The 25,591-nt window shown below is 68.0% G+C and carries 26 protein-coding genes and 1 pseudogene; 13 read left to right on the forward strand and 14 right to left on the reverse strand.

What is annotated here, in order from left to right; all coding sequences use genetic code 11:
- The first annotated feature begins 7 nt into the window (after positions 1-7).
- Complete coding sequence (locus tag QMK34_RS00870; protein ID WP_326410161.1) at positions 8-496, forward strand: glutathione peroxidase; 489 nt, start codon at positions 8-10, stop codon at positions 494-496.
- Here the strand turns inward: QMK34_RS00870 and QMK34_RS00875 are convergent.
- Entirely contained in the window at positions 465-1,331 is an 867-nt protein-coding gene (locus tag QMK34_RS00875; RefSeq protein ID WP_326410163.1) for an NAD(P)H-binding protein, read from the reverse strand. The two genes, QMK34_RS00870 and QMK34_RS00875, sit on opposite strands and share 32 nt — an antisense overlap.
- 193 nt (positions 1,332-1,524) lie before the next feature.
- Between QMK34_RS00875 and QMK34_RS00880 the strand changes: the two genes are divergently transcribed.
- Positions 1,525-1,758, forward strand: a complete 234-nt coding sequence (locus QMK34_RS00880; protein ID WP_326410165.1) for a hypothetical protein — start codon at positions 1,525-1,527, stop codon at positions 1,756-1,758.
- 97 nt (positions 1,759-1,855) lie between these two features.
- On the opposite strand, the gene QMK34_RS00885 is transcribed toward QMK34_RS00880, so the two are convergent.
- The 6 genes and pseudogenes from QMK34_RS00885 to QMK34_RS00910 form a co-directional block, all read right to left on the reverse strand.
- Positions 1,856-2,500: a restriction endonuclease subunit S gene (locus tag QMK34_RS00885; RefSeq protein WP_326410167.1), complete on the reverse strand. Its 645-nt coding sequence runs from the start codon at positions 2,498-2,500 to the stop codon at positions 1,856-1,858.
- Complete coding sequence (locus QMK34_RS00890; RefSeq protein WP_326410169.1) at positions 2,497-4,143, reverse strand: HsdM family class I SAM-dependent methyltransferase; 1,647 nt, start codon at positions 4,141-4,143, stop codon at positions 2,497-2,499. The genes QMK34_RS00885 and QMK34_RS00890 overlap by 4 nt, the downstream gene beginning before the upstream one ends.
- On the reverse strand, positions 4,140-4,802 hold the full coding sequence (locus QMK34_RS00895) for a hypothetical protein (protein ID WP_326410171.1): 663 nt from the start codon (positions 4,800-4,802) through the stop codon (positions 4,140-4,142). The genes QMK34_RS00890 and QMK34_RS00895 overlap by 4 nt, the downstream gene beginning before the upstream one ends.
- Positions 4,803-5,060: 258 nt before the next feature.
- Positions 5,061-6,801, reverse strand: a pseudogene (locus QMK34_RS00900) (glycoside hydrolase family 2 protein).
- Between the two features lie 42 nt (positions 6,802-6,843).
- Positions 6,844-7,539 (reverse strand): TetR/AcrR family transcriptional regulator, encoded by a 696-nt coding sequence (locus tag QMK34_RS00905; protein WP_326410173.1) that lies wholly within the window; start codon positions 7,537-7,539, stop codon positions 6,844-6,846.
- 157 nt (positions 7,540-7,696) lie between these two features.
- Positions 7,697-7,897, reverse strand: coding sequence for a TetR family transcriptional regulator (locus QMK34_RS00910; RefSeq protein WP_326410176.1), 201 nt, complete (start codon positions 7,895-7,897; stop codon positions 7,697-7,699).
- A 107-nt stretch (positions 7,898-8,004) separates the two neighbouring features.
- On the opposite strand from QMK34_RS00910, the gene QMK34_RS00915 reads away from it, so the two are divergent.
- From QMK34_RS00915 to QMK34_RS00925, 3 genes are all read left to right on the forward strand, one after another.
- Complete coding sequence (locus tag QMK34_RS00915) at positions 8,005-9,075, forward strand: medium chain dehydrogenase/reductase family protein (RefSeq protein WP_326410178.1); 1,071 nt, start codon at positions 8,005-8,007, stop codon at positions 9,073-9,075.
- Between the two features lie 42 nt (positions 9,076-9,117).
- A complete protein-coding gene (locus QMK34_RS00920) occupies positions 9,118-9,549 on the forward strand; it encodes a nuclear transport factor 2 family protein (protein WP_326410179.1) in 432 nt (143 codons plus the stop codon).
- A gap of 375 nt (positions 9,550-9,924) precedes the next feature.
- Complete coding sequence (locus tag QMK34_RS00925; RefSeq protein ID WP_326410181.1) at positions 9,925-11,178, forward strand: glycosyltransferase family 4 protein; 1,254 nt, start codon at positions 9,925-9,927, stop codon at positions 11,176-11,178.
- Positions 11,179-11,270: 92 nt separating this feature from the next.
- Here the strand turns inward: QMK34_RS00925 and QMK34_RS00930 are convergent, their stop codons facing one another.
- Together QMK34_RS00930 and QMK34_RS00935 are read right to left on the reverse strand one after the other, a co-directional pair.
- On the reverse strand, positions 11,271-11,402 hold the full coding sequence (locus tag QMK34_RS00930; protein WP_326410183.1) for a hypothetical protein: 132 nt from the start codon (positions 11,400-11,402) through the stop codon (positions 11,271-11,273).
- Between the two features lie 136 nt (positions 11,403-11,538).
- On the reverse strand, positions 11,539-11,997 hold the full coding sequence (locus QMK34_RS00935) for a nuclear transport factor 2 family protein (protein WP_326410185.1): 459 nt from the start codon (positions 11,995-11,997) through the stop codon (positions 11,539-11,541).
- Between the two features lie 90 nt (positions 11,998-12,087).
- Between QMK34_RS00935 and QMK34_RS00940 the strand changes: the two genes are divergently transcribed.
- The gene (locus tag QMK34_RS00940; RefSeq protein ID WP_326410187.1) at positions 12,088-12,621 is read left to right on the forward strand and encodes a TetR/AcrR family transcriptional regulator; all 534 of its coding nucleotides are present in this window, start codon (positions 12,088-12,090) and stop codon (positions 12,619-12,621) included.
- Positions 12,622-12,813: 192 nt separating this feature from the next.
- Here QMK34_RS00940 and aceB read toward each other — a convergent pair whose 3' ends face one another.
- Both aceB and aceA read right to left on the reverse strand, forming a co-directional pair.
- The gene (gene aceB / locus QMK34_RS00945; protein ID WP_326410189.1) at positions 12,814-14,421 is read right to left on the reverse strand and encodes a malate synthase A; all 1,608 of its coding nucleotides are present in this window, start codon (positions 14,419-14,421) and stop codon (positions 12,814-12,816) included.
- Between the two features lie 111 nt (positions 14,422-14,532).
- Positions 14,533-15,819, reverse strand: a complete 1,287-nt coding sequence (aceA, locus tag QMK34_RS00950) for an isocitrate lyase (protein WP_326410191.1) — start codon at positions 15,817-15,819, stop codon at positions 14,533-14,535.
- A 225-nt stretch (positions 15,820-16,044) separates the two neighbouring features.
- On the opposite strand from aceA, the gene QMK34_RS00955 reads away from it, so the two are divergent.
- From QMK34_RS00955 to QMK34_RS00970, 4 genes are all read left to right on the forward strand, one after another.
- Positions 16,045-17,472: a short-chain fatty acyl-CoA regulator family protein gene (locus QMK34_RS00955; protein ID WP_326410193.1), complete on the forward strand. Its 1,428-nt coding sequence runs from the start codon at positions 16,045-16,047 to the stop codon at positions 17,470-17,472.
- Between the two features lie 39 nt (positions 17,473-17,511).
- Positions 17,512-18,339, forward strand: a complete 828-nt coding sequence (locus QMK34_RS00960) for an NAD(P)H-binding protein (protein WP_326410196.1) — start codon at positions 17,512-17,514, stop codon at positions 18,337-18,339.
- 86 nt (positions 18,340-18,425) lie between these two features.
- Positions 18,426-19,664, forward strand: coding sequence for a threonine ammonia-lyase IlvA (ilvA, locus tag QMK34_RS00965; RefSeq protein WP_326410199.1), 1,239 nt, complete (start codon positions 18,426-18,428; stop codon positions 19,662-19,664).
- A 156-nt stretch (positions 19,665-19,820) separates the two neighbouring features.
- Positions 19,821-20,387, forward strand: coding sequence for an NADAR family protein (locus tag QMK34_RS00970; protein WP_326410202.1), 567 nt, complete (start codon positions 19,821-19,823; stop codon positions 20,385-20,387).
- 49 nt (positions 20,388-20,436) lie between these two features.
- Here the strand turns inward: QMK34_RS00970 and QMK34_RS00975 are convergent, their stop codons facing one another.
- Positions 20,437-21,162, reverse strand: a complete 726-nt coding sequence (locus QMK34_RS00975) for a FadR/GntR family transcriptional regulator (RefSeq protein ID WP_326410204.1) — start codon at positions 21,160-21,162, stop codon at positions 20,437-20,439.
- Positions 21,163-21,240: 78 nt separating this feature from the next.
- On the opposite strand from QMK34_RS00975, the gene QMK34_RS00980 reads away from it, so the two are divergent.
- Together QMK34_RS00980 and QMK34_RS00985 are read left to right on the forward strand one after the other, a co-directional pair.
- On the forward strand, positions 21,241-22,122 hold the full coding sequence (locus QMK34_RS00980) for a carbon-nitrogen hydrolase family protein (RefSeq protein ID WP_326410206.1): 882 nt from the start codon (positions 21,241-21,243) through the stop codon (positions 22,120-22,122).
- The gene (locus QMK34_RS00985) at positions 22,119-23,447 is read left to right on the forward strand and encodes an APC family permease (RefSeq protein WP_326410208.1); all 1,329 of its coding nucleotides are present in this window, start codon (positions 22,119-22,121) and stop codon (positions 23,445-23,447) included. The genes QMK34_RS00980 and QMK34_RS00985 overlap by 4 nt, the downstream gene beginning before the upstream one ends.
- Before the next feature lie 145 nt (positions 23,448-23,592).
- Here QMK34_RS00985 and QMK34_RS00990 read toward each other — a convergent pair whose 3' ends face one another.
- Entirely contained in the window at positions 23,593-23,916 is a 324-nt protein-coding gene (locus QMK34_RS00990) for a hypothetical protein (protein WP_326410210.1), read from the reverse strand.
- A gap of 3 nt (positions 23,917-23,919) precedes the next feature.
- Entirely contained in the window at positions 23,920-24,552 is a 633-nt protein-coding gene (locus QMK34_RS00995) for a TetR/AcrR family transcriptional regulator (RefSeq protein ID WP_326410212.1), read from the reverse strand.
- Positions 24,553-24,655: 103 nt separating this feature from the next.
- Here QMK34_RS00995 and QMK34_RS01000 point away from each other — a divergent pair, with 103 nt between their 5' ends.
- The gene (locus QMK34_RS01000) at positions 24,656-25,468 is read left to right on the forward strand and encodes a nuclear transport factor 2 family protein (protein ID WP_326410214.1); all 813 of its coding nucleotides are present in this window, start codon (positions 24,656-24,658) and stop codon (positions 25,466-25,468) included.
- Positions 25,469-25,591 lie beyond the last annotated feature (123 nt).

Consider the following 25,591-nt stretch of genomic DNA (forward strand, 5'->3'; position numbering starts at 1 on the left):
ATCGACCGTGACCATCCAGGACATTCCACTGAGGACACTCGCCGGGGAAGACACGACCCTCGGCTCGCTGGGCGGCAAGGCGCTGCTCGTGGTCAACGTCGCCTCCAAATGCGGGCTGACCCCGCAGTACACCGGCCTCGAGAGGCTGCAGGAACGCTACGCGGACAAGGGTTTCTCCGTGGTCGGCTTCCCCTGCAACCAGTTCGGCGGGCAGGAGCCGGGCACGGCCGAGGAGATCGAGACGTTCTGCTCGACGACCTACGGCGTTTCGTTCCCGCTGTTCGAGAAGATCGACGTCAACGGCGAGGAGCGGCACCCGCTCTACACCGAGCTGACCGCGACCGCCGACGCCGAGGGCGCCGCGGGCGACATCCAGTGGAACTTCGAAAAGTTCCTCGTCAGCCCGGCGGGTGAGGTCATCGGCCGGTTCCGGCCGATGACCTCACCCGAGGACGAGACGATCGTCAAGGCGATCGAAGCGGCGCTCCCGGCCTGAGGTCCTCCAGCGACAGCGGCGGGCGGCCGGTGAGCTCCTGCACACCGGCCCCCGGCCCGCCAAGCTGCCCGCCCCTGATCGCCTGCCCGGTGCCGGTGAACAGCTCGAAGTAGGCGGCGTTGGCCGGATCCGCGGCGAAAGCGGCCCGGTACCTGTCGTACCCGGCGTCGTCGACCTGCTCGCAGGCGATCGGGCGCCCGGCGAGGTCCTCGAGGAACGCGCTGTACCGCCGCGCGTCGACGAGCTCGGGGCCGGTGATGTCGTAGGTCTTCCCCGCGTGGCCGTCGGTGGTCAGCGCCACGGCGGCCGCCTCCGCGCAGTCGGTCCGCGCGACGAACGGGTGGCCACCATCCCCGCAGTTGGTCGTCCACCGGCCGTCGCGCACATATTTCTCCGCGATCCGCACGCGCAGCTCCGCGTAGAGGGAATTGCGGAGAATCGTCCATTCGACGCCGCTTTCACGCAGGTCCGGCTCGCTGCGCACATGGGTCCGCGCGGCGGGAAAAGGATTGTCCTCGACGGGATTGGGCACCGAAGTGTAGACAATCTGCCGTATCCCGGATCTCGCCGCGGCCTCGAAGGCCGCACGATGGGCCGCGACCCCGTCCCGTGCCCCGATAGTGCTGATGACCAGGGCGCGCTCACCACCTTGAAAGGCCGCGGGCAGGCTCTCCGGGTGCTCGAAATCGCCGTAGCGGAGCTCGGCGCCGAACTCCGCCAGCGATTCCGGAGTACGGGAAACCAAAATCAGGTCCGATGCCGGGACGCGCTCCAGCAAGGACGCGACGACAAGGCGCCCCAACTGGCCGGACGCGCCGGTGACGACAATACGCATTCTACCCCCATGGCCGTGTACAACTATCTTAGCAACCCGCTCATTAAGCGGGCGCTCGGTTTGTTTGCTAGGCCGAATGGCGGAATATAGTGTCACCAACGGTGACATGGCCACCACTTTGCGGAGTTGTCCCGAATCCTGGAGCACAGGCGCCGACCCGGTGCCAGTGATCGCAAGGAGAAGGGATTCACCCGTGAGCAACTCCCGACGCACGGCATCCATTGCCGCGATTCCGGTGGCCATCGGCCTGTTCCTCGCCGGCCCGGCAGCCGGCGCCGCCATCGCGGCCCCGGCCACCACGCCGACGACGCAGACGGCCACCAGGGGCGACGGTCACTGGCCACACCACCATCACTGGCACCACGGCTGCTTCCTGCTGTGCCTGAACCTGGGTCTCGGGATCGGCGGTTACTGGTACGACGACTGACACCCGGCCGCGTGCGTAGTTCCTTTCTCCGGTAACACCGGTGCCCAGCCCGGGGGAAGGCGGCCGCCGTCCGCCTTCCCCCGCTCCTCAGGCCGGTTCAGCCTTCGTGCCTCGCAGGCATCGAGTCGGCGTCGGTCGCGAGCAACATCCGCAGAACGCCCTCGCGAAGGTCCCGGGTGGCCTGTGCCAGTCGTTCGTGCAGCACAAGCTTTCGATCGAGGGGTTCCAGCGTGGCAACGATCTCCCGCTGACTTTCCAGCGGCGGGACCGCAACAGGAGTGGCCGCAAATGCCCGCGCGTTCAAGCTGGGGATAGTCGTCCGGTTCGCCCGGGAAAGCACCCAACTGAGCACCTCCGGATGACGCAGGTAGAAGTCGAGGTAGCCACCCAGCAGCTCGGGACCGCTACGCAGGCGGAGACAGCCACTGCCCAGCAACCAACCGCTCTGGTCGGCACCGACCAGAGCATGCCTGCCGAGCGTGCCGGTGCGAACACAGACCACGTCAGCGGCCCGCAGGCGGTAGCGTTTCAAGGGGCCGGCCACCGCCATCGGCACATAACGCAGGTTTTCGTTCTTGATCCGGTAGTCGACGATGTTTCTGGGGGCGATCACGGCAACACCGTTGTCCTGGTCGCCGACCTGATCAGACTGGGCACCCCCCGGCCCTGCGATCACTTCACACAGATCTCCCAGTGGCACGCTCCGCCAGCCTTCGGGCAGGCCTCCGATCAGCGAATTCACCATCCGATCCTGCCCAACCGCTCCCGGACAAGCTCGTCGACCTCGCGCAACTGATCAGCGAGTTTCCCCAACCGTGCCTCAGCGGCCGCGATCTGATCTCGGGCCGTGTTCTCGGCGCCATGTGCCGCGACAATTCCCACATATGCCTGGGGGGTAAGGACGAAGTCGTTACGTTCGACCGCCTCGACCGCGGCCACGTGGCAGAAGCCCCGCTCGTCCACAGCCTCGCCAATGAGAAACCGGCGATGTACATCGAGGATCCGTTCGATGCCGGCAGCCGGAACGACCCGGCTGGCGCGGTCAACGGCTTCTGACTCGCCCCGCGCGTCGACGAAGAGGACGACACCCCGGTCTTGCACCGGTGGGCCCAGAAGCCACACACAGACCGCGATACCGGTGGCACTGAACAAGCCCGCAGGAAGCCCGACGATCGCGCGGACGACTCCAGCCCGGACCATCTGCTCCCGGATGCGCTTTGCTTGACCGCCGTGAAAAGCAGGTCCGTGGGGCATCAGAATGGCCGCGCGGCCGTTCTCCTCGAGCTTCCTCACTGCGTGCTGGAGCCAGGCAAAGTCACCGCTGCCGGTCGGCTGAGCCCCAAACGGCCACGACTGACCCGGCTGACCACCAGAGATCCCATGATGCATGCCGAACGGCGGGTTGGACACCACGACGTCGTAACGTGGCCCCCGATCGGTGCCGTCCGCCAGTGGATTTCCCCGGGTGATCGCGGCGACCTCCACGTTGTGCACGCTCAGGTTCATTCGCGCCAGAAGCCAGGAGTATTCAGACAGCGCGGTACCAGAGACGGACACTTCGACCGATCGATCGGGAGTTCGCTGCCGTTCGATCACGCCGGTTAGCAACGTTCCAGCACCACAGCAGGGATCGTGTACCCGTTCCCCCCGTTGGGGGTCCACGAGCCCAACCATCACGCGAACCACGGATTCCGGCGTCAAAAACTCGGAACCACGTAACGAGTCAAAGGAGGAGAACCGCTGGAGCAGAAAGTCGAACAACTCGTGTCCCGGCATCACCTCAGCGGCTTGATCGATCGTCCGCGTGAGCTCCAGAACCGGCGGCCCGGCCGCCCGGGAGGCAGCTGGCAGCGTAAGCATTCTTGCCAACTCCGGCAGGAAGTGACGATGTCTTTCCGCAATCGCGGGAAGACCGTCGAGTAAGGCGAAAGGGTCGTCTGCCGAGACCAGTTGGCGCATCAAGAGCCAACTGGCTTCGTCGGCACGCAGATATACCAAGGCCAGTGTCAGAGCCCGGACGGTAACGAGGTCGACTTGGCCTCGCAAGGCATCCATGGCACGCCTCAGCCGCTGTTCGAGCTGGACGGGCATCGTGGCCGCTTCCCGATCCGGCGCCAGACCCGGTTCGACTGTCACTCCGATCGAATTGCCACGAAACCGATGGCCGAAAGTCGTGCCGTGTACTTCGCCGTCGCGCAGCGAGTTGCGCGGGATCTTCCGCTCATCGAGCCAGCCTGCCACTTCGTCAGCGTCATATTCGGGTTCGCCTTCGACTGGCTCCACCGACCCAGGGAAATCCGGGTGACGGCGGAGCCAGTTGGTCACCGCCGCACGGTTCACCCCGGCAAGCTCGGCGATGTTCGTGAGAGACATCCGCTCGGTCATGCTTGTTCACCGCCCCTGCAGCGTGGCAGCGGTCGGCGGTCGAGGACCTCCGGAATGCGGTCGAGTTCCCGGACGAGCTTGACCACGTCAGCGGACACGTAACCCAGCAGGCGATAGATCTGCTCCCGGTACCACTCCAAGTCCAGATCCACGATCGGCTCGTAGTGCATGATCCGGTTGCGAAAGTGCAGCACCGGATAGACCTCCCTGTGCAGCGGCGCACGCGGGCCCGAGTAGTTCGGAAAAGCACGATGTAAGCCCGGGACCCACAACGTCCGGTCATAGGCACGACCGCGACTGAGCAGGGAAACCCAGAAGCCGAAAGTGAACTCGGTCATGAGGTCATCCGCGGTTCCACCCGGCTTACGCCGGTCGAGCTGCCCCTGCGCCCGACGCACCTTGTCGGCCCCGTTCGGGTCCAGTTGAGCCGTCGACCACCAGTCGGCACGCGCAAAACGGTGCCTCAACTGCCGATCCATGGCGTTTCGCCACGAAACCTCGATCCAGTGCAGGAGGTGATAGAACGCCGACGAAGCGTCGAGGTTCCACTGGTACAGCCGGATGGCGAGGTCGGTATCTCCTTCAGCGGCCTGGAGATACCGGGCGAAACGCGGTCCGGACAACGTTTCGGGCACCCACCTGGGCGGTACGCCGTTCATAGTTCCCCCTCGTGGATGGCAAGCGGCCAGCACGCCGAGATGAAATAGCCAAGGTTTTGTAGTAGTGTTGCTCAGGTACGCCCCGGGACCGCCTCTGCTGCGCATGCCTCCCGGGGCAATTTCATGCCCTCAGGCCGCCACCGTCGTGGTGCACCAGCTTCCGGTCCCTCAATGACTCCAAGCTAGCGCACCTACTAACCCAGCGCAAGCGAATGTCAGTTCGTAAAACTGTTTCATTGAGTGTGCCTGTTCCCCGTGCTACCCCACTTCAGGCCAGCATGCTCGAAAACCGCAGCTCAAGACACACGGTCGCCCAGGCGCGGCACGCACGCGAGAACAGTCTTGCGATTTGGCGCGTGACACGACTGCCGTAGGCGAAACAGTCGCGATGCACAGTGCTCCTCGGGCCTCGCCCGCGGCGATGACGGCGCGAGCATGGCTCGCGACAGTCCCGGCGTCCACCTTGACCACCCGCCGGTGTAGGTCAGCAGCCCGTTCACCTCGTTCTCGACGTCGGTCGTCTGGGTGTAGATCGCCCGGACAGGCCGCGTTCGCGCACCACCCGCTCCAGCTCTCGCTCACCTCGGCATACCGCTCGGTGAGCCGGGTGATGTCCGGTGTCATCTCGTAGGCGTTCGGCGGCCACGGCCAGCGGTGGCCGTCGAGCACGAGCCCGAGCCCGCCGTATTCGCCGTCGACCGTCACCCGCCGATCGCGGACGTCCGGGCGGCCGGGCCCGACGTAGGTGTGGTCGTCGTAGACGTCGCCCGCCCCCGAATCCGGCCGGGAGAAACGACAGTTGACCCCGCTGTCGGCGTTGACCGTCCGGGCCAGGTCGAGTTCCTTGACCAGCGCGGCGATCCGCGCGGTGTCGTACTCGCCCCAGCCCTCGTTGAACGGCACCCAGCCGATGATCGAAGGCACCGCGCGCAGCTGGTCGATCAGCTCCGTGAGCTCCGCCTCGAACCGCGCCCGCGCCTCGGGCACCGGGTCGGGCGCGGGCCCCGGCGGGCCGTCGAAGGAGATCGGCAGGGACGGCATGTCCTGCCACACCAGCAAACCCAGCTTGTCGGCCCAGTGGTACCAGCGCGCGGGCTCGACCTTGACGTGCTTGCGCACGAAGTTGAAGCCCAGCTCCCTGGTCTTCTCGAGGTCGAACCGCAGCGCCTCGTCGGTGGGCGCGGTGTGCAGCCCGTCCGGCCAGAAACCCTGGTCGAGTGGCCGTGCAGGAAGGTGATCCGGCCGTTGAGGGTGATCCGCGGCCGCCCGTGGACGTCGTCGGCGACGCCCACCGTGCGCAGGCCCGCGTAGCTGCCGATCTCGCCGACGACCCGGCCCTCGGCGTCGGACAACCTGGCGGCGAGGGCGTGGAGGTACGGATCCTCCGAGCTCCACAGCCTCGGCTGGGGCACGTCGAGGCGCAGTGGCCGTCCGGCGTCACCCTCGGCCCGCGCCACCTCTTGCCCCTCGGGCGTGGAAACGACGAGCTCGACCCGGGCCCCGCCGGAGGCCTTCGGCGTCACGGTCAGCCCGTCGAGATCCGGGGCGAGGTCGAGCTTTTCGATGTGTGCCAAGGAAACCGGCTCGAGCCAGACCGTCTGCCAGATCCCCGAGGAACCGGCTGGTTGCTCTGCTCGCCGACCGGGAACGTCTCGATATCGGTGCGGTCCTCGGCACGCACAGTCAGCTCCTGCGAACCGGACGGGCGCAGCGCGGCGGTGATGTCCGCGCTGAAGCTCGTGTACCCGCCTTCGTGCGTCGCGACCAGCTGGTTGTTGACCCAGACCTTCGCACTCTGGTCGACAGCGCCGAAGTGCAGCAGCACACACTCGCCGATCCAGTCGCCCGGCAGCTCGAAAACCCTGCGATACCCAAGGATCTCGTCGTTGCGCCCGATGCCGGACAACGCCGATTCCGGCGGGTACGGGACCGGGATCCGCTCGCCGTACCCCCGCGTCGGCGGCGGTGGTTCGAGGCGGTGCCAGCCAGGCTGCGTCATGGCTTCCATGGTGGCAAAGATCCTCAAATCCCGCGCAGCACGCTAGGGGGTGAGGGACTGGATGGCGCTGTCGATCTCCATGTCGATCAATCGCTGCGCCTCGATGGTGTGGTTGCTGAAGATTCCGGTGAGCTCGAGGCTGACGATCCCGTGCACCCGCGCCCAGAGCAGGATCGCCGCGCGGGCGGCACGGGGTGTGGTGCCGGGTCGTTCCTGCGCGGTGGCCCACAGTCGCAGCTGCCCGTCCAGCGCGCGGTCCCCGCTGGTCGAGTCGGCCGGGGCGAGCTGCTGAGCACCGGCCATCAAGTCGATCAGCAGTGCCATCGCCTCGTGCAAGGGGGTCCGCGTCGTGTCCTGTCCCGGTGGCGTGTCCCCGGACCAGGTGCCGAACAGCATCGTGTAGCGCCACCGGTGCCGCAGCGCCCAGTCGCGGTAGGCCGACACCAGCAGCCGGACCCGGGTGCGCGGGGGTCGCCTGGCGTTCCCGGTGGCCTCGCGCATCGTGGCCGTGAGTTGCGCGTAGCAGAGCGTTGTCAGGTGTGCCACCAGCGCGTCGCGCGACGGGAAGTAGCGGTAAACCGCCGGCGCGGACATCGCCATACTGCGTGCCAGTGCCGCGATCGACAGCGCGTGCACGCCGTCGGCGTCGATGATCGCGAACGAGGTGTCCTCGATCTCCTGAAGGGTCTGGGCTCGCATCCGCTCGCGTCGGCTGACAGGCCGCGAGTTGCTGGTCATCGTCGCATCGTAACGAACAGTGCGAGTAACGACAGGGACGTCGTCGCGCTACGGGCCATAACGGATCGATCGGGTAGTCACGGTCAATGGTGACGCGAGCCGCCCAGCATCGCCTCGATCTCACCGCGGCAGAGCAGCCTGCCCAGTTCCAGGCCGATCAGGCCGTGCAAACGGCACCACCAGACCAGCCCGAAGTGCGGTACAACGCCGGTGCGGACATCGCCATACTCCTGGCGATCGCGTTGAGCGACACCGACTCCGTGCCGCCGTCGCGCATCTGGGCCATGGCTGCGGCCTTGATCTCGGCCACGGTCCGGCGCCGATACCGCTCGCGCCGGGTCGGCTCCTCTTCGGACATCGCGAACACCCCTCTCGTGCTACTGGTTGACGCAGAATAACATGTCAGTGCATAGTTACGACCATTAACACAGCGACGATACGTCGCACTACGGTCGAGGAGTCGACATGCCTGACAAGAACACCCCCGCCAATGTCCTCAGGACCGTGACCGAAGTGGTGCTGCCGTCGAAGGTCGAGCCGTCGGGCCTGCGGCTGGTCCGGCGGGAGCTGGCGGCGCCCGCGTCCGGTCAGGCCCTGGTGCGTGTCGAGTCGACCGGCGTGTCCTCCGCCGAGAGCGCGATGCGCCGCGATCGCTACTACGGCCAGCCCCGGTTCCCGTTCGTGCCCGGCTACGACCTCGTCGGTGTCGTCGAGGCCGTCGGCGCCGGGGTGGACAGTGCGCTGGTCGGCAAGCGGGTCGCCGCGCTGACCAAGACCGGGGGCTGGGCCACGGCCGTCCTGCTGACCGCCGCCGACCTGGTGCCGGTGCCCGACGGGATCGGCGCCGACGAAGCGGAGACGCTGATCGTCAACGGGTTGACCGCCCATCAAATGCTGCGGCGCGCGAAGGTTCGAGCCGGGCAGACCGTGCTGGTGCTGGGCGCGAGTGGTGGCGTGGGCACGATCCTGGTCCAACTCGCCCTGCACGCGGGCGCCCGCGTGATCGCCACGGCGGGCCCGCGCCACCACGAAGCACTGCGCGCCTTGGGGGTCGAGCCGATCGACTACCGCGATCCCGAGCCGGCTTCGCGCGTACGCGCGCTGGCGCCCGGCGGTGTCGACGCCGTGTTCGACCACATCGGGGGCGCCAGCGTCGAGCAGTCGTACCGGCTGCTCAACCGCACCGGCACCCTGATCTCCTACAGCCTCGCGAGCAAGCTCGAGGACAGCACTCCCATGCTCGTCAGCTTTCTCCTGTTGATGGCGAAGCTGGCGTTCTGGAACTACCTGCCCACCCGCAGGCACGCGAGCTTCTTCAATGTGTGGGCGGGCGCGGGCAAGCCGGACTCGGCCAAGCGTGAGCGGTTCCGCGCGGTGCTGCGTACCGACCTCTCGCAGGTCTTCGAACTGCTGCGCGAGGGCGTACTCACCGCGAAGATCGCCGCCCGCTACCCCATGACCGAGGTCGCCGCGGCGCTGGAACTCGCCGAGTCGTCCGGCCGAACCGCCCTCGGCAAGATCATCCTGGTGCCCTGACCCGGCTCCTGAAAGCCCCCGGCACCCGAACGAGGACACATCATGGACACACAGAACGCCCCGATCATCGACGTCGCCGCCGCCTGGGCCTCGGCGTGGAGCGGCACCGACCCGCAAGCGCTGGCAACACTGTTCACCCCCGACGCCACCTACACCGACCTCGCCATTCAGGTTGTCTGCGAGGGGCAAGACGGGGTTGCCGAATGGAAGCAGCGAACCGACCAGCTGATCGCGGACGTGCGGGTCACGGTCAACGCGTCGTTCCGCAGCGGCGACCAGGTGGCCATCGAGACCACCTACGCCGGCCACATCCACGGCGCGCCGTCACCCTTCGCGGTACCCGCCACGACGATCCTGCGGCTGCGGCACGGCCTGATCGCCGCCGATCGGGACTATTACAGCCTCGCCACCGTGCTGGCCCAGTCCGGGCTGCCCGCCACCTGGGCCGCACCGGCCACGACCGACCTCAGCTGACCGCGAACACGAAGGAACCCATGCGTACTGTCGAAGCGGTCATTGAGATCTCCGCGAGCCCGCAGGCCGGGTGGTCGGTGCTCACCGACTTTTCGCGCTATCCGAAGTCATCGAGGCCACGCCGGGAGTCAGGCCGCCCTGGGCAGCCGTAATTCCCGGTGCCACCTGGCTGCCCCACGTGATCTTCACCGGTGTTCACGAGTTCGTGCTCACCGCGCTCCCTGACGGTGGGACAACGCTGACGCAGCGTGAGTTCTTCAGCGGGCTGGTGGCGCGGTTGACGAAGGAAGGGCACGTGGCGCTGACGCCGGGTTCGCGGCCTTCGACATGGCACTGAAGCGCCGGGTCGAACCGACTCACGAGTAACCTCTCTCCATGCGCGTGCTGATGTTGTCGTGGGAGTACCCGCCGGTGGTCATCGGCGGCCTGGCCAGGCACGTGCACGCGCTGGCCACGCACCTCGTCCGGCAGGGCCACGAGGTGGTCGTGCTGTGCCGCCACACCGCGGGCACCGACGCCGAAACCCACCCGCGCACCGATCGGGTGGTCGAGGGCGTGCGGATCATCCGGGTCGCCGAGGACCCGATGCACCTGGTCTTCGAGCGCGACCTGGTGGCCTGGACGCTGGCCATGGGCCACGCGATGATCCGCGCCGCGGGCGACCTGTTCCGCGGCTGGCGGCCCGACGTCGTCCATGCGCACGACTGGCTCGTCGCGCATCCGGCGATCGCGATCGCCGAGGCCGCGCGGGTGCCGCTGGTCGCCACGATCCACGCCACCGAGGCCGGGCGGCACTCCGGCTGGCTCTCGTTCCCGCTCAACCAGCAGGTGCACTCGGTCGAGTGGTGGCTGGCCAACCGCGCCGACGCGCTGATCACCTGTTCGAAGGCGATGCGCAAAGAGGTCTCGCACCTGTTCGAGGTCGAGGCCGCCGAGGTCACGGTGATCCACAACGGCATCGAGGAGCGCAGCTGGCAGGTCCCGGCCGACGAGGTCGCGCACGCTCGCGAGGTCTACAGCCCGACGGACGCGCCGCTACTGCTGTTCTTCGGCAGGCTGGAGTGGGAAAAGGGCGTCCAGGACCTGATCGCCGCGCTCCCCCGCATCCGCCGGAGCCATCCGGGCACGCGGCTGGTCGTCGCGGGCAAGGGACGTCATCTGGCGGAGTTACTCAAGCAGACGCGCAAGCTGCGGGTCCGGCGTGCGGTGGACTTCGTCGGGCACCTGTCCGACCGGGACCTGCGCGCGGTGCTGGCCGCCGCCGACGCCGTGGTCCTGCCGAGCCGGTACGAGCCGTTCGGCATCGTCGCGCTGGAGGCCGCGGCCGCGAAGGCGCCGCTGGTCGCGTCGACCGCGGGCGGGCTGGGCGAGGTCGTCGTCGACGGCGAGACCGGGCTGGCGTTCGCGCCGGGAGACATCGACGCGCTGGGCGACGCCGTCGAGGCCGTGCTGGCCGACGAGACCGCGGCCACGCGTCGCGCGCTGACCGCGAAATCCAGGCTGGCGGCGGACTTCGACTGGGGCCGGATCGCCGAGGCGACCGCAGCGGTCTACCGGCGGGCCCGCGTCGGCGAGCCGGTCGAGCTGGGCCGTCCGAAGATCGCCACCGGCAACGCCTTCGACCTCTGAGTGGAGCCCCGAAAGCGACTCGTCGACGAATCGCGGCACGTCAGCGCCTGAGAAACCACGATTCGCCGACGAGTCGCGGCAGGTGGAGAAGGTCAGAAATGGCAGGGCCGGAGGCAAGTGGGCGCGGCCGGGGCGGCCGAGGCCGCGGCGGGAACGGCGACACCGGCGGCGAGGGCGAGCACGGCGAAGGACGCGGCCAGGAGGGCTCTCAACTGGTTCTTCATGGCACTCCTCGGGAATTCGAAGCGGGAATTTCGAAGCGGGAACCCGCTTCGGCTGAGCATCCGCGCCGACCTTGCCGAAAACAATAGGGGTATCAGTAGGTAGGGGTACGTATTCGCACACCGTGACCGGTTCGCGTCAGAAAACCGGCAGCTCGACCCCGTGCTCGGACTCCGGGCGCGGGCCGTGGATGCGCCGGTCCGACTCCTCGATGCGGACGTCGTTGATGCTCGCCTCCCGCCGCCGCATCAGGCCCTCGGCACTGAATTCCCACAGCTCATTGCCATAACTGCGGAACCAGACGCCGTCGGCCGTGCGAGCTTCGTACTGGAAGCGCACGGCGATCCGGTTGAGCCGGAAACCCCAGAGTTCCTTGCGCAGCGCGTAATCGAGCTCACGCTCCCATTTAGCCGTGAGGAATTCGACAATCCGCGCACGCCCGGTGACATACTGGTCCCGATTCCGCCAGACCGAGTCCGGCGTGTAGGCGAGCGAGACCTTTTCGGGATCGCGGGTGTTCCAGGCGTCTTCGGCGGCCTGCACCTTCTTCTTGGCGGACTCCTCGTCGAACGGCGGGAAAGGCGGTCGTGGCGACATCGCGGGCTCCTGGGTTCAGGCGAGAACGTACGTTCTCACAGTGTCGCCTAGACTAGAGAACGCTCATTCTCCGCGCTAGAGGCAGGTGCCGTGAACCACACCGAAGCGACGACGAAGCTGCTCGACGCCGCCGAGACGCTGTTCTACGCCCACGGCGTCCACGCCGTCGGGATGGACGCGCTGCGTGCCGAGTCCGGCGTCTCGCTCAAACGGCTCTACCAGTGCTTCTCGTCCAAAGACGAGCTGGTCGAGGCCTACCTCCGACGTCGCGACGGCCGTTGGCGGGGCTCGCTGGAGGCCTACGTCGAGGCGCGCGGGAACGACCCGCTGGCCGTCTTCGACTGGCTGCACGGCTGGTTCAGCGAGCCGGACTTCCGGGGCTGCGCGTTCGTGAACTCCTTCGGCGAGTTCGGGGACCCGTCGCCGGGCGTCGCCGCCGCGATCCGGCTGCACTCCGGCGAGGTCCGGCGCTACCTGATCGGGTTGACCGATGAGGTGCTGGGCGACCGGTTGTTCACCCTCCTGGAGGGCGCGACCGTGATCGCCGCGATCACCGAGGACGCGTCCGTGGCGCTGTCCAGCCGCGAGACCGCCGCGATTCTCCTTACCCCACAACAACTGTGACACTGCGACACACAAGCTGCGACAGACAAAGCTGTGACATGCAAGCTGTGACATGCAAGAAAAGACCGGGTCCGGTGAGAGGGAGCCACTCTCACCAGACCCGGTCACACGCCGGGACGCCACCGATATCCCAATCAGACCCGGCGTGGGTTCCGGCCGCCCCGCGTCAGGTCGGGGCGGCCGGAGCATCGGTCACCGAGCGTCGGTGAGGTAGCGCGCGTACGCGCCGGTCGTGAGGAAGCTGGGCAGCTTCTCGCCCAGCGCGGTCTCGGTGAAGATCGCGCGAGCGTCGTCGAGGCGGTTGCCCTCGCCCAGCTCGGCACGCACGCTCGCCAGCTCCTCGTCGAGGAACTGGGTCGCGAGCTCGTGGGTCAGCGCGGTGCCGTCCTCGAGCTTCGTGCCGTTGCGGATCCACTGCCACACCTGGCAGCGCGCGATCTCCGCGGTCGCCGCGTCCTCCATCAGGTGGTGGATCGCGGCCGCGCCGGTGCCCCGCAGCCAAGCGTCGACGTAGCGCAGCGCGACGTTGATGTTCGCGCGGACACCCGTTTCGGTGACCTCGCCGCCCGCACTTGCGACGTCGAGCAGGTCCTCGGCCGTGACGACGACGTCCTCACGGAGCTTGCCGAGCTGGTTGGGCCAGCCGCCGAGCACGCCGTCGAAGACCTCGCGGCAGACCGGGACGAGGCCAGGGTGCGCGACCCAGGAGCCGTCGAAACCGGCGCCAGCCTCACGTTCCTTGTCCTGGCGGACCTTGTCGAACGCGAGCGCGTTGGCCTCGGGGTCCTTGCTCGGAATGAACGCGGCCATGCCGCCGATCGCGTGCGCGCCGCGGTGGTGGCAGGTGCGCACCAGCAGTTCGGTGTAGGAGCGCATGAACGGGACGGTCATGGTGACCTGCGCGCGGTCCGGCAGCACGAAATCCGCGCCGTGCGAGCCGAAGTTCTTGATGACGCTGAAGATGTAGTCCCAGCGGCCGGCGTTGAGGCCGGAGACGTGCTCGCGCAGCTCGTAGAGGATCTCGTCCATCTCGAACGCCGCGGTGATCGTCTCGATCAGGACGGTGGCGCGGATCGAGCCGCGCGGGATGCCGAGTTCCTGTTGTGCCAGCAGGAAGACGTCGTTCCAAAGCCGGGCCTCGGTGTGACTTTCCAGCTTGGGCAGGTAGAAGTACGGGCCGCTGCCGCGGGCGAGCAGCTGGCGGGCGTTGTGGAACAGGTACAGGCCGAAGTCGACCAGGCTCGCCGAAACCGGGCGGCCGTCGATGCGGATGTGCTTCTCCACCAGGTGCCAGCCGCGGGGCCGGGCGACGATGGTCGCGGGCTCGTCGCCGATGGTGTACCGCTTGCCCGCCTCGGTGGTGAAGTCGATGTTGCGGCGGATGGCGTCGAAGAGGTTGAGCTGGCCGTCGATGACGTTGTGCCAGGTCGGGGACGTCGCGTCCTCGAAGTCCGCCAGCCAGACCTTGGCGCCGGAGTTCAGCGCGTTGACCGTCATCTTGCGGTCGGTCGGGCCGGTGATCTCGACGCGGCGGTCCTCAAGACCAGGCGCTGGCGGGGCCACGGTCCAGCTCGGGTCCTCGCGGAGGTGGCGCGTCTCCGGGAGGAAGTCGAGCTGCTCCTCCCCTGCCTGGAGCTTCTCGTGGCGGAGACGGCGGGCGTCGAGGAGCTCGGCACGGCGTCCGGCGAACACGTTGTCGAGGCGCGCCACGAACTCCAGCGCGGCCGGGGTGAGGATCTCGGCGAACCGGTCGCCGGTGTGCCCGGCGACCTCGATGCGGTAGTTCAGCTTCTCGGCCATCTTGTGCCTCCGCGAGAGGGTCGTTTTTCGCAAGTCGTCGACGAGTTGTGGTGTCTTGGTCGCAAGAGACCACGACTCGTCGACGAGTTGCGGGCGGTGAAAGGGGGGTGCTTAGAACTGCGCTTCTTCGGTGGAGCCCTTGAGCGCGGTGGTGGAGCTCTCCGGGTTCAGGGCGGTGGCGACCTGGTCGAACCAGCCGGTGCCGACCTCACGCTGGTGCTTGGTGGCGGTGTAGCCGCGGGACTCGGCGGCGAACTCGCGCTCCTGCAGGTCGACGTACGCGGTCATGCCGTCCTTCGCGTAGCCCTGCGCCAGGTCGAACATCGAGTAGTTCAGCGCGTGGAAACCGGCCAGCGTGATGAACTGGAACTTGTAGCCCATGTGGCCGAGTTCGCGCTGGTACTTCGCGATGGTCGCGTCGTCCAGATGCTTCTTCCAGTTGAACGAGGGCGAGCAGTTGTACGCCAGCAGCTGGTCCGGGTTCTTCGCCTTGATCGCCTCGGCGAACTTGCGGGCCACCTCGAGGTCGGGCTCGGAGGTCTCCATCCACAGCAGGTCGGCGTAGTCGGAGTACGCCAGGCCACGCTCGATGCACGGCTCGATGCCGTTGCGCACGTGGTAGAAGCCCTCCGCGGTGCGCTCGCCGGTGACGAACTGCTTGTCACGGTCGTCGACGTCGCTGGTGATCAGCGTCGCGGCCTGCGCGTCGGTGCGGGCGATGACCACGGTCGGGACACCGGCGACGTCCGCGGCGAGACGGGCGGCGTTCAGCGTGCGCTCGTGCTGCTTGGTCGGGATGAGCACCTTGCCGCCGAGGTGGCCGCACTTCTTCTCGGACGCGAGCTGGTCCTCCCAGTGCACCCCCGCGGCACCGGCGTTGATCATGCCCTTCATCAGCTCGAACGCGTTGAGCGGACCGCCGAAGCCCGCCTCCGCGTCGGCGACGATCGGGGCGAACCAGTCGATGTCGGTGTTGCCCTCGGCCCAGGTGATCTGGTCGGCGCGGCTCAGCGCGTTGTTGATGCGGCGGACGACCGCGGGCACGGAGTTGGCCGGGTAGAGGCTCTGGTCAGGGTAGGTCTGGCCGGACAGGTTGGCGTCGGCCGCGACCTGCCAGCCGGACAGGTAGATCGCCTTCAGCCCGGCGCGCACCTGCTGCACGGCCTGGTTGCCGGTGAGCGCGCCCAGCGAGTGGATGTAGTCCTCGGTGTGGAGGAGGTTCCAGAGCTTCTCCGCGCCGCGGCGAGCCAGCGTGTTCTCCTCGACGACGCTGCCGCGCAGCTTGACCACGTCGGCCGCGGTGTAGGAGCGCTTGACGCCCGCCCAGCGGGGATCGGTCTCCCACTGCTTGGTCAGCTCCGCCGCTGCCTGCTCCAACCGCTTGGCCTGCTCAGTCATTGAATCTCCAACGTTGCGAACTTTGCGATTACTCGCCTGCTTGCCAAGACCCTGACATGACCAGGGAAAACAGATCCAGTGAGCCAATTTGCCAATTTCTGCGAAGCTTAAGTAGGATGTTGCAAAGGTTGCGAATCGATGATTGGCAACCGAGCGGCAAATCCACGGTCTTGATCGGTCACGTAATCGGTCAGGGCCGGAAACCTTCCCGACGGAGAGGCCAGCGTGGACAAAACTTTCGCCGGCGCGAAGCTGCGGCATCTGCGTGAAACGCGCTCGATGAGCCAGGCGGACCTGGCTCGTGTGCTCGAGATCTCACCCAGCTACCTCAACCAGATCGAGCACAATTCGCGTCCACTGACCGTTCCCGTGCTGCTTCGCATCACGCAGGCCTTCGGCGTCGACACGGAGTTCTTCGCCAACAACGACACCGCGCGCCTGGTCGCCGACGTCAAGGAAGCGCTACTCGACGAGGTCGTCGGCGTCGAGGTGTCGGCCAGCGAGCTCAACGAGCTGGCGACGAACCTGCCGACGATCGCCGCGGCACTGGTCAAACTGCACCGCAGCTACCGCAACTCGGTGGAGAACACAGCCGCGCTGACCATGGAGAACGGCACCGGGCTGCACGGCAGCGCGGCGGGCTCGCTCCCCCACGAAGAGGTGCGTGACTTCTTCTACGAGCGCGAGAACTACGTCGCCGAGCTGGACGAACGCGCGGAGCGGATGGCCATCGAAGCGCCGCTGCGACGCGGCGAAGTGCTCCACGCACTGCGCGAGCGGCTGATCCAGCGCTACGGCGTCGACGTGACCAGCGACGGCATCGACGAGGCCGCGGGAGAACAACACCGCTACGAACCGCAAGGTCGCGTGCTGCGGCTGGCGCCGAGCCTGCGGGTCGGGCAGCAAGCGTTCCGGATGGCTTCGCAGATCGCGCTGCTGGAGTACGACGATCTGATCACCGAGCTGGCCGACTCCTGGGCGTTCTCCGGCCCGGCCGCGCGTTCACTCGCCAGGGTGGGGCTGGCGAACTACTTCGCGGGTGCGCTGATCCTGCCGTACGGGCCGTTCCTCTCGACGGCGGAGAAGTTCCGGTACGACATCGAGCGGCTCTGCGACCACTTCGGCGTCGGTTTCGAGACCGTCTGCCACCGGCTTTCGACGTTGCAGCGGCCGAAGAACCGGGGCATCCCGTTCTCGTTCGTGCGGGTGGACCGGGCGGGGAACATGTCGAAGCGCCAGTCCGCGGCCGGGTTCCACTTCTCGCGGGTCGGCGGGGCGTGTCCACTGTGGAACATCTACGAGGCGTTCACCTCACCGGGCAAGATCCTCACCCAGATCGCGACCGTGCCGGACGGCAAGAGCTACTTCTGGATCGCGCGGACGGTGTCGCGCAACATCGGCGGCTACGGCAGCCCCGGCAAGACGTTCACCGTCGGACTCGGCTGCGAGCTGCGGCACGCGAAACGGCTGATCTACTCGACCGGCCTCGACCTCGACGACCGCGCCGCCGCCACCCCGATCGGCATGGGCTGCAAAGTCTGCGAACGTCCGGCCTGCTCGCAGCGCGCGTTCCCGACGATCGGCAAGCAGCTCACGGTCGACGAGAACACCAGCACGTTCGTGCCGTATCCGGCGGTCCCCAAGCTCGCTTGAGTCTAGGCTCAGTGACAACGGGAACCCTTGGGAGACAACATGATCCTGGTGACGGGAGCCACCGGCAACGTCGGTTCGGAGCTGATGAAAATCCTGGCCGACGCCGGGGAGCCGGTGCGCGGCATGATGCGCAAGCGGCGCCCGCTGCCCGGCGACGCCGAAGCCGTGGTCGGCGACCTCAACGACGCCACCAGCGTCCGCGCCGCCGCCGAAGGAGCGAAGGGCGCGTTCCTGCTCGGCGGCTACGACGACATGCCGGGCGTACTGGCCGCGCTGCGCGAAGCCGGTGTCGAGCACGTCGCGCTGCTGTCGTCGCGATGCGTCATCGGCGGGCAGGAGAGCAACGTCGTCACCGCGATGCACCTGACCGGCGAGGCGCAGGTCCGCGCGTCCGGCCTGGCCTGGACGTTCCTGCGGCCCAGCGGCTTCCTGTCCAATACGCTGCGGTGGATCCCGCAGCTCAAGGCGGGCGACGTCGTGCGCGAGCCGTTCGCCGACGTCCCGATCACGGGGATCGACCCGCGGGACATCGCGGCCGTCGCCGCCGCGGCGCTGACCACCCCTGGTCACGACGGGCAGGCGTACGCGATCACGGGACCGGAGCCGCTGCTGCCCGCCGACCGCCTCCGCACGCTGGGCAAGGTGCTCGGCCGCGACCTGACGCTCGAAGGGCTGTCGAACGACGAGGCCCGCGCGGAGATGAGCACCCGGATACCCGGGAAGTACGTCGACGCGTTCTTCCGCTTCTTCGTCGGCGGCGAGTTCGACGACTCCGCGGTGACCACCACCGTGAGGGAGGTCACCGGCCGCGAACCGCGCAGGTTCGGTCAGTGGGCGGAGGAGCACGCCGAAGCATTCACCGCCTGACACCTGACCGCTGGGACAGGCTGGGGCTCCCCGGTCGTGCACGGGAACGGGAAGTAGATTCAGCAGCCGTGCAAGGGACAGAAACCGTGAACGCCGAACTGGTCGAGCAGGCCGCGCACCGACTCGCCGGGGTGGTGACCAGGACGCCGCTGGAGCCCAGCGCCCGGCTCTCCGCGCGGGTGGACGCCCGCGTGTGGCTCAAACGCGAGGATCTGCAGACTGTCCGCTCCTACAAGATCCGCGGCGCGTACAACCTCATCGTCCAGCTCGACGAGCCGACGCGCGCCCGCGGCGTCGTCTGCGCCAGTGCGGGCAACCACGCCCAGGGCGTCGCGTACGCCTGCCGCCGCCTCGGCGCGGACGGCCGCGTGTACGTCCCCGGCACGACGCCGCGTCAGAAGCGTGAACGCATCGCTACCCTCGGCGGCCCGCACATCGAGGTCATCATCGTCGGCGAGACCTATGAAGACGCCTTCGCCGCCGCGAAGGACGACGCGGACCGCACCGGCTCGACACTCGTGCCCGCCTTCGACGACGTCCGCACCGTGGCCGGGCAGGGCACGGTCGCGCTGGAGGTCGTGGAGCAGCTCGGGTTCGTGCCGGACGTGCTGGTGGTGCCGGTCGGCGGCGGCGGGCTGCTCGCCGGGGTCGGGAGCTGGGTGCGCGAACGGCATCCGGAGATCCGCGTCGTCGGCGTCGAGCCCGCCGGGGCGAAGTGCATGGCCGCGGCGCTGGAAGCGGGCGAGCCGGTGCGCATCCCGTCGGTGGACTCCTTCGTGGACGGCGCGGCCGTGCGGCTGGCGGGGGCCGTCACGTATCCGCTGGTGCGCGACAGCGGCGCCGAGCTGACCTCGGTCGCCGAGGGCGCGGTGTGCACCGAGATGCTGGCGATGTACCAGTCCGACGGCGTCATCGCGGAGCCCGCGGGCGCGCTGGCCACGGCGGCGCTCGGCACGGTCGTGCAGGTCGAGCCGGGTTCGACGGTGGTCTGCATCGTGTCCGGCGGCAACAACGACGTCAGCCGCTACAGCGAGATCCTGGAACGTTCGCTGATGCACGAAGGCCTCAAGCACTACTTCCTCATCGGCTTCCCGCAGGAGCCGGGCGCGCTGCGGCGGTTCCTCGACGAGATCCTCGGCCCGGAGGACGACATAACCCGGTTCGAGTACGTGAAACGCAACAGCCGCGAGACCGGCCCGGCGCTGATCGGCATCGAGATCGCGCGCGCGGCCGACCTGCCGGGGTTGCTGTCACGCCTCGACGCGAGCCCGTTGCAGGTCGAGCGCGTCGAACCAGGGAGCCCCCTGTTCCACTTCGTCCTCTGAGAACACTTGCTGAACTGCCCCTGAAGGCCACCTTCACGGCGTCTAACGCCGTGAAGGTGGCCTTCAGGGGCAATCGGCGCCTCACGTGAAAGTGCGGGCCGCGCAGGTTGCGGGGCTCCTGGAGCCGAGCGGCGGCGGTCGTGGTCCACTGGTGGGATGGTGAGCAAGGTTGACGGAGTCCGCAGTCTCGACGCGTTGCGCGAGCTGATTCACGGTGGTGCGGAGCCGGAGTACCTGCTCTTCTACGGGCACACGCCGTCCAAGAGCGGCATCATCGCCTCGACCTGCCTGAGCCAGTGGTGGGAAGCCGAGTTCGAGGTGAACGGCGAGCGGTACCTCACCGCCGAGCACTTCATGATGGCCAGCAAGGCCGCCCTGTTCGGCGACGAGGAGAAGGCCGCGGAGATCCGGCAGGCGCCGGACCCCAAGACCGCGAAGATCCTCGGCCGCGAGGTCGCCGAGTTCGACGCGGCGAAGTGGGAGAGCCACCGCTTCGACATCGTCATCGACGGCAACCTGGCGAAGTTCGGCCAGCACGCACCGCTGCGCACGTACCTGCTCGGCACCGAGAACCGCGTGCTCGTGGAGGCGTCGAAGAAGGACCTCATCTGGGGCAGCGGCATCGCGCGCGACGAGAAGAACTCGACAAAGCCGGACTACTGGCGGGGCCAGAACCTGCTTGGCTTCGCGTTGATGGAAGTCCGGGAGCAGCTCCGCTCCTGAAGTGTCATGAAAGGGTCTTTGCGGACACTTTTTGCCCGGAAAGACCCTTTCATGACATCGGTGACGGGAAGCCGACGAACATCGTCTCGTGCAGCACCTCGACGTGGGTGCGGGTGATGCTCGCCGCGGCTTCGGTGTCACCGGCGGCCAGTGCGGCCACGAGCAGGGCGTGCTCGCGGTTCGACTCGCGCAGCAGGTCCATCGGGTACGGCAGGTAGTAGCGGTAGAGCTCACGCAGCACGACCTCGTACTGCCGCACCGCCGGCGCGGGGCCGCCAGCCGCGGCCACCGCCAGGTGGAACCGCGCGTCGAGTTCGTGGAACTCGGCCCACCCGCTCGCCGCGTCCATCCGGGTGACCAGTTCGCGCAGGTCGCCGAGGCTGGCGTCCGGCCGCCGCCGCGCGACCAGCTGGGTGAGCCCGGATTCCAGCACCAGCCGGTGGTCAATGAGCTCGCGGACCTCGGTCGCGGCTTCCCGGTACGCGCTGACCTCGCGGACGCGACCCGGCGGGACGTGCTCGGCGACCAGGGTGCCGCCGCCACGGCCGCGGCGGCGTTCGAGGACGCCGTCCTCGCACAACGAGACGAGCGCCCGCCGGACGGTGATGTCACCAACCCCCAGCGCACGGGCGATTTCCGCGTTCGCGGGCAGCCGTTCTCCGGGTCCCAGCAGGCCCAGCTCGATGGCGAGCGCGATGCGGGCGCGGACGGTGTCCAACGCGGACAGCCGCCGGACGCCCGTCAGCACGGGTGCGCTCAGGTCAGTGCCAGGCATACGGGTGACCCTAATGCACAAAACTGATCAAAATGAACACTCTTGTTTAAGGGCTCAAGATGAGCTATTTTTCCCGCCATGCCGCGCCCGCTGCCGATCGCTCTCGTGCAACTGCCCCCACGTCCCGCCGCCGATCCGCTGCGGGCGTTCGCCGACGAGGTCGAAACCGTGCTGGCCCGGCATCCGGACACCCGGCTCGCCGCCTTCCCCGAACTGCACCTCTGCGGGGTCACCGGTACGGGTGACGAACGCACCGAGCAGCTACGGGCCGCGGCCCAGCCGCTCGACGGCCCCCGCACCCGCGAGCTGGGCGAACTGGCCGGCGACCTGGGCGTCTGGCTTTCCCCCGGCAGTGTCTGCGAACTCGGAGACAAGGGCGAGCTGTTCAACACCGCGCTGGTCTTCTCGCCCCAGGGCGAGCTCGTGGCCAGCTACCGCAAGATCTTCCCGTGGCGGCCCCACGAGCCCTACGACCCCGGCGACCGGTTCGTCGTCGCGGACCTCGACGGTGTCGGCCGCGTCGGCTTCTCGATCTGTTACGACGCCTGGTTTCCCGAAGTCAGCAGGCATCTGGCCTGGCTGGGCGCGGAGCTGATCCTGAACCCGGTGCAGACCACGACGCGTGACCGCGCGCAGGAGCTCGTCCTGGCCAGGGCCAACGCCATCACGAACCAGGTCTTCGTGGCGAGCGTCAACACGGCCGGGCCGGTCGGGGTGGGCGAAAGCATCCTGGTCGACCCCGAGGGCGGCGTCCTCGCGCAGACGCCCGGCGCGCGGAATGACGTTCTGGCGCACACCATCGACCTGGACGAGGTCGCCCGTGTCCGGCGCGATGGCACCGCCGGGGTCAACCGGATGTGGGACCAGTTCACCGAGGCCGACGCACCACTGGACCTCCCGCTCTACCAGGGCCGGATCGAACCGGGCCGCTGGCGTCCGCGACAAGGAGATGACCGATGACCACCACTTCGGCCCCCACCAGCCTGGACCGCCACCTCGGCCTCCCCGGCGTGGTCATGTTCGGGCTCGCCTACATGGCCCCGCTGATCGTGCTCGGCACGTTCGGCATCGTCGCGGGCACCACCGGCGGCGCGGTGCCCTCGGCCTACCTCCTCGCGCTCGTCGCGATGCTGTTCACCGCGGCGAGCTACGGCAAGATGGCCGCGGTTCACCCGGTCGCGGGTTCGGCCTACACCTACGTGCGCAAGAGCGTCGACTCCCGGCTCGGGTTCCTCGTCGGCTGGGCGGTGCTGCTCGACTACTTCTTCCTGCCGATGGTGATCTGGCTGATCGGCGGCGCGTACCTCTCGGCCGAGTTCCCCTCGGTGCCGGGCTGGCTGTGGCTGATCACGTTCATCGTGCTGACGACGCTGCTCAACGTGCTCGGCATCAAGGTCGCGGCGAAGGCGAACTTCGTGCTGATGGCGTTCCAGATCCTGGTGATCGGCTTCTTCGTGGTGCTCTCGATCAAGCAGGTGCTCTCCGACTGCGGCGGGCTGGCGAGCACGGACCCGTTCTTCCACACCGGCACCTCGCTGAGCACGGTCTCCGGCGGCGCGGCGCTGGCGGCGTACTCGTTCCTGGGGTTCGACGCGGTGACGACGTTGACCGAGGAGACCATCGAGCCGCGCAAGACGATCCCGCGCGCGATTCTGCTGACCGCGCTGATCGGCGGTGCGGTGTTCATCGTGCTGGCGTACTTCACCCAGCTGGCGCACCCTGGCAGCACCTTCGACGACGAGTCTTCGGCGGCCTTCGAGATCGCGACGAAGATCGGCGGCAACCTGTTCGCGTCGTTCTTCCTCGCCGGGCTCGTGGTGGCGCAGTTCGCGTCGGGCATCGCCGCGCAGGCGAGCGCGTCACGCCTGATGTACGCGATGGGCCGCGACGGCGTGCTGCCCCGGCTCTTCGCCTACCTGCAGCCGCGGCTGAAGACGCCCGCGGTGGGCATCGTGCTGACCGGGCTGGTCGGCCTGATCGCGCTGGCGCTGGACGTGAGCACGTCGACGTCGTTCATCAACTTCGGCGCGTTCACGGCGTTCACGTTCGTCAACGTCAGCGTGATCGCGACCTGGCTGCGCGAGCGGCACACCACCCCGCGGCCCATCCTGACCTGGGTCGTCGCCCCGGCGATCGGCGCGCTCGTCGACCTCTGGCTACTGGTCAACCTCGACGGCATCGCCCTGATCTTCGGCCTGAGCTGGCTGGCACTGGGCGTGCTCTACCTGTGCGTCCTGACCCGCTTGTTCCGCAGGCCCCCGCCGGAAATGACCTTCGAAGACTAGGGCGCGCGCTGGAAATTGCTGCGCATGACCTAATCTCCTTGGCACTCGTTGCCGCCGCCGCTGTGCTCGACGCAGTGCGGCGGCGGCTTCGGCCACGGCGTGGTCGCCGGGTGACGGCTGAGCCCTTCGGCCACGCTCACCAGCATCACCAGCACAGCGAGCCCGAGGCGAGCGGCAACCCAAGCCCGAGCACAGCAGCCCAGGTCAGCAGCGTGCCCTGCAGCGCCAGCTGAGCGTCGGTCGGCGATTCGAGCAGGATGGTGGCGGTCACGGCGTTGACGACAAGAACCGGCACCCCGAAAACCCAGCCGATCCCGAGCAGCCAGAAAGCCGCCGAAACCGCCCGCCAACGCCGCCCCTCGACAACCGCCCCGTCGCGCACAAACCCGGTACGCCGACTTCCGTCCATGAACTCTGCGCGCTGAAAGTTCAGCCACAGCAGGAAACCCGGCGCGGTGTCCCTCGCCAAGGCCTACACCCGGCCGCCGGGTGCCCTGGCTGACAAGCCGCCGCGACGTAGCCCGTTCATGAGGAGAGCGAGCAGGCGGCCGGCTTGACCGGCGCTGTCCGGAGAGTCCTGGGCGGCCCAGGCGATGGCGCCGACCATCTTCAGCACATCCGCTTCGTCCGCGTCGGCGACGACCACGCCTGATTGCCGCGCCCGCGCCAGCAACGCGGCCCCCACCTCGAACATCTCCGCGTGCCAGGTCGATACCAGGCCGTTCTCACGGTCGAGCGCCGAGCTCATCACCGCGGCCGACAGACCCCGATAGGTCAGGCCGTGCCTGAGCGTGGCACGCAACCAGGCGGACAACGCGTCGAAGTCGTCCTCGGCCCTCAGTAACCCACGACCGAGCTCGACCAACTCGGCTATCTGCTCGGCGAGCACCGCCTCGATGAGATCCAGCCGGGTGGGGAAATGCCGATACAGCGTCCCGCTGGCCACCCCTGCCCGCCGGGCGATCTCGTCCAGGGAGGCGTCCACGCCGAATTCGGCGAACGCGATTTTCGCCCGCTCGACCAACTGCTCGCGGTTACGCCGGGCGTCTGCCCGCATCGAACGCCCGGCACTCGACCGCGATTCGTGGCCTGCCAGCGCACTCACCCCACCCTTGCTAACCGGGGACACAGTCCGCTACCGTGCCCACCTAACCGGACTATGCCTCACTTTACTGTCCTGACTCGACCACAGCACGGAGGCCACCCCGATGGCGCTGGCGGAACAAGACCGGATCGACATCACCGACCTGATCAATCTCCACGGCCACCTCACGGACACGGGCGAGCTGGACGACAGGGCGAGTGAGCTGTTCACCCCGGACGTCACCTATGACGTGAACGACTTCGGCCTCGGCTCATTGCACGGGATCGCGGCTATTCGCGAGGCCGCGCGCGCCTTGGGCGAGGCCAACCCGGTCGGCCATCACGTCACCAACATCGTGATCACCCGGATCGACGATCACTCGGCTCGGGTCCACTCCAAAGGAATAGGCGTCAAGGCCGACGGAACGGCAGGCAGTGTCACCTACGACGACCTCGTCACGCGCCGCCCCGGCGGCTGGCGGATCCACACCCGCAAGGTGACCGCCAGGCGAGGGGCACTCGGCAAGCGGGAAGCCGGTCCGCGTCAGGTTCTGGAGCGTTGGCGCCAAGCCGCCATCAGCCAGTCCGCCGAGGACATGGGCCGGGTGTACACAATGGACGCGATCCACGAGTTCCCGTTCACCCGGCCAGAGCTGCCTTCCCGGCTCGAGGGCAGGGACGAGATCGTGAGCTGGGCAACCGCGGCGTGGAAGACCGCCGCGTTCAAGTACGACCGTTACCGCACCCTGGCCATCCACGACACCCACGATCCGGACACGATCGTCGTCGAGCAGGAAGCCCTCGGGACCAGCGCGGCCACCGGCGAGTTCGCGCTGCCCAACATCGTTGTGCTCACCGTGCGCAACGGGCAGATCGCCCATCTGCACGACTACGTCAACATCCTGGCGGCCACCGCCGTCATGGGGCGCGAGAGCTAGTACTACAGAGCTAGATCTTTGCGTGTCGGTTCGTGATATCGGCTGCTGGTTGTGCGAGTGTTTGCGTGTGACCATTCCTTCTGCTGGGCGGGCTGGCGTCGCGGGCGGTGCGACTCGGGAAGA

The organism is Amycolatopsis sp. H20-H5, from assembly GCF_035828755.1.
GTDB lineage: Bacteria > Actinomycetota > Actinomycetes > Mycobacteriales > Pseudonocardiaceae > Amycolatopsis.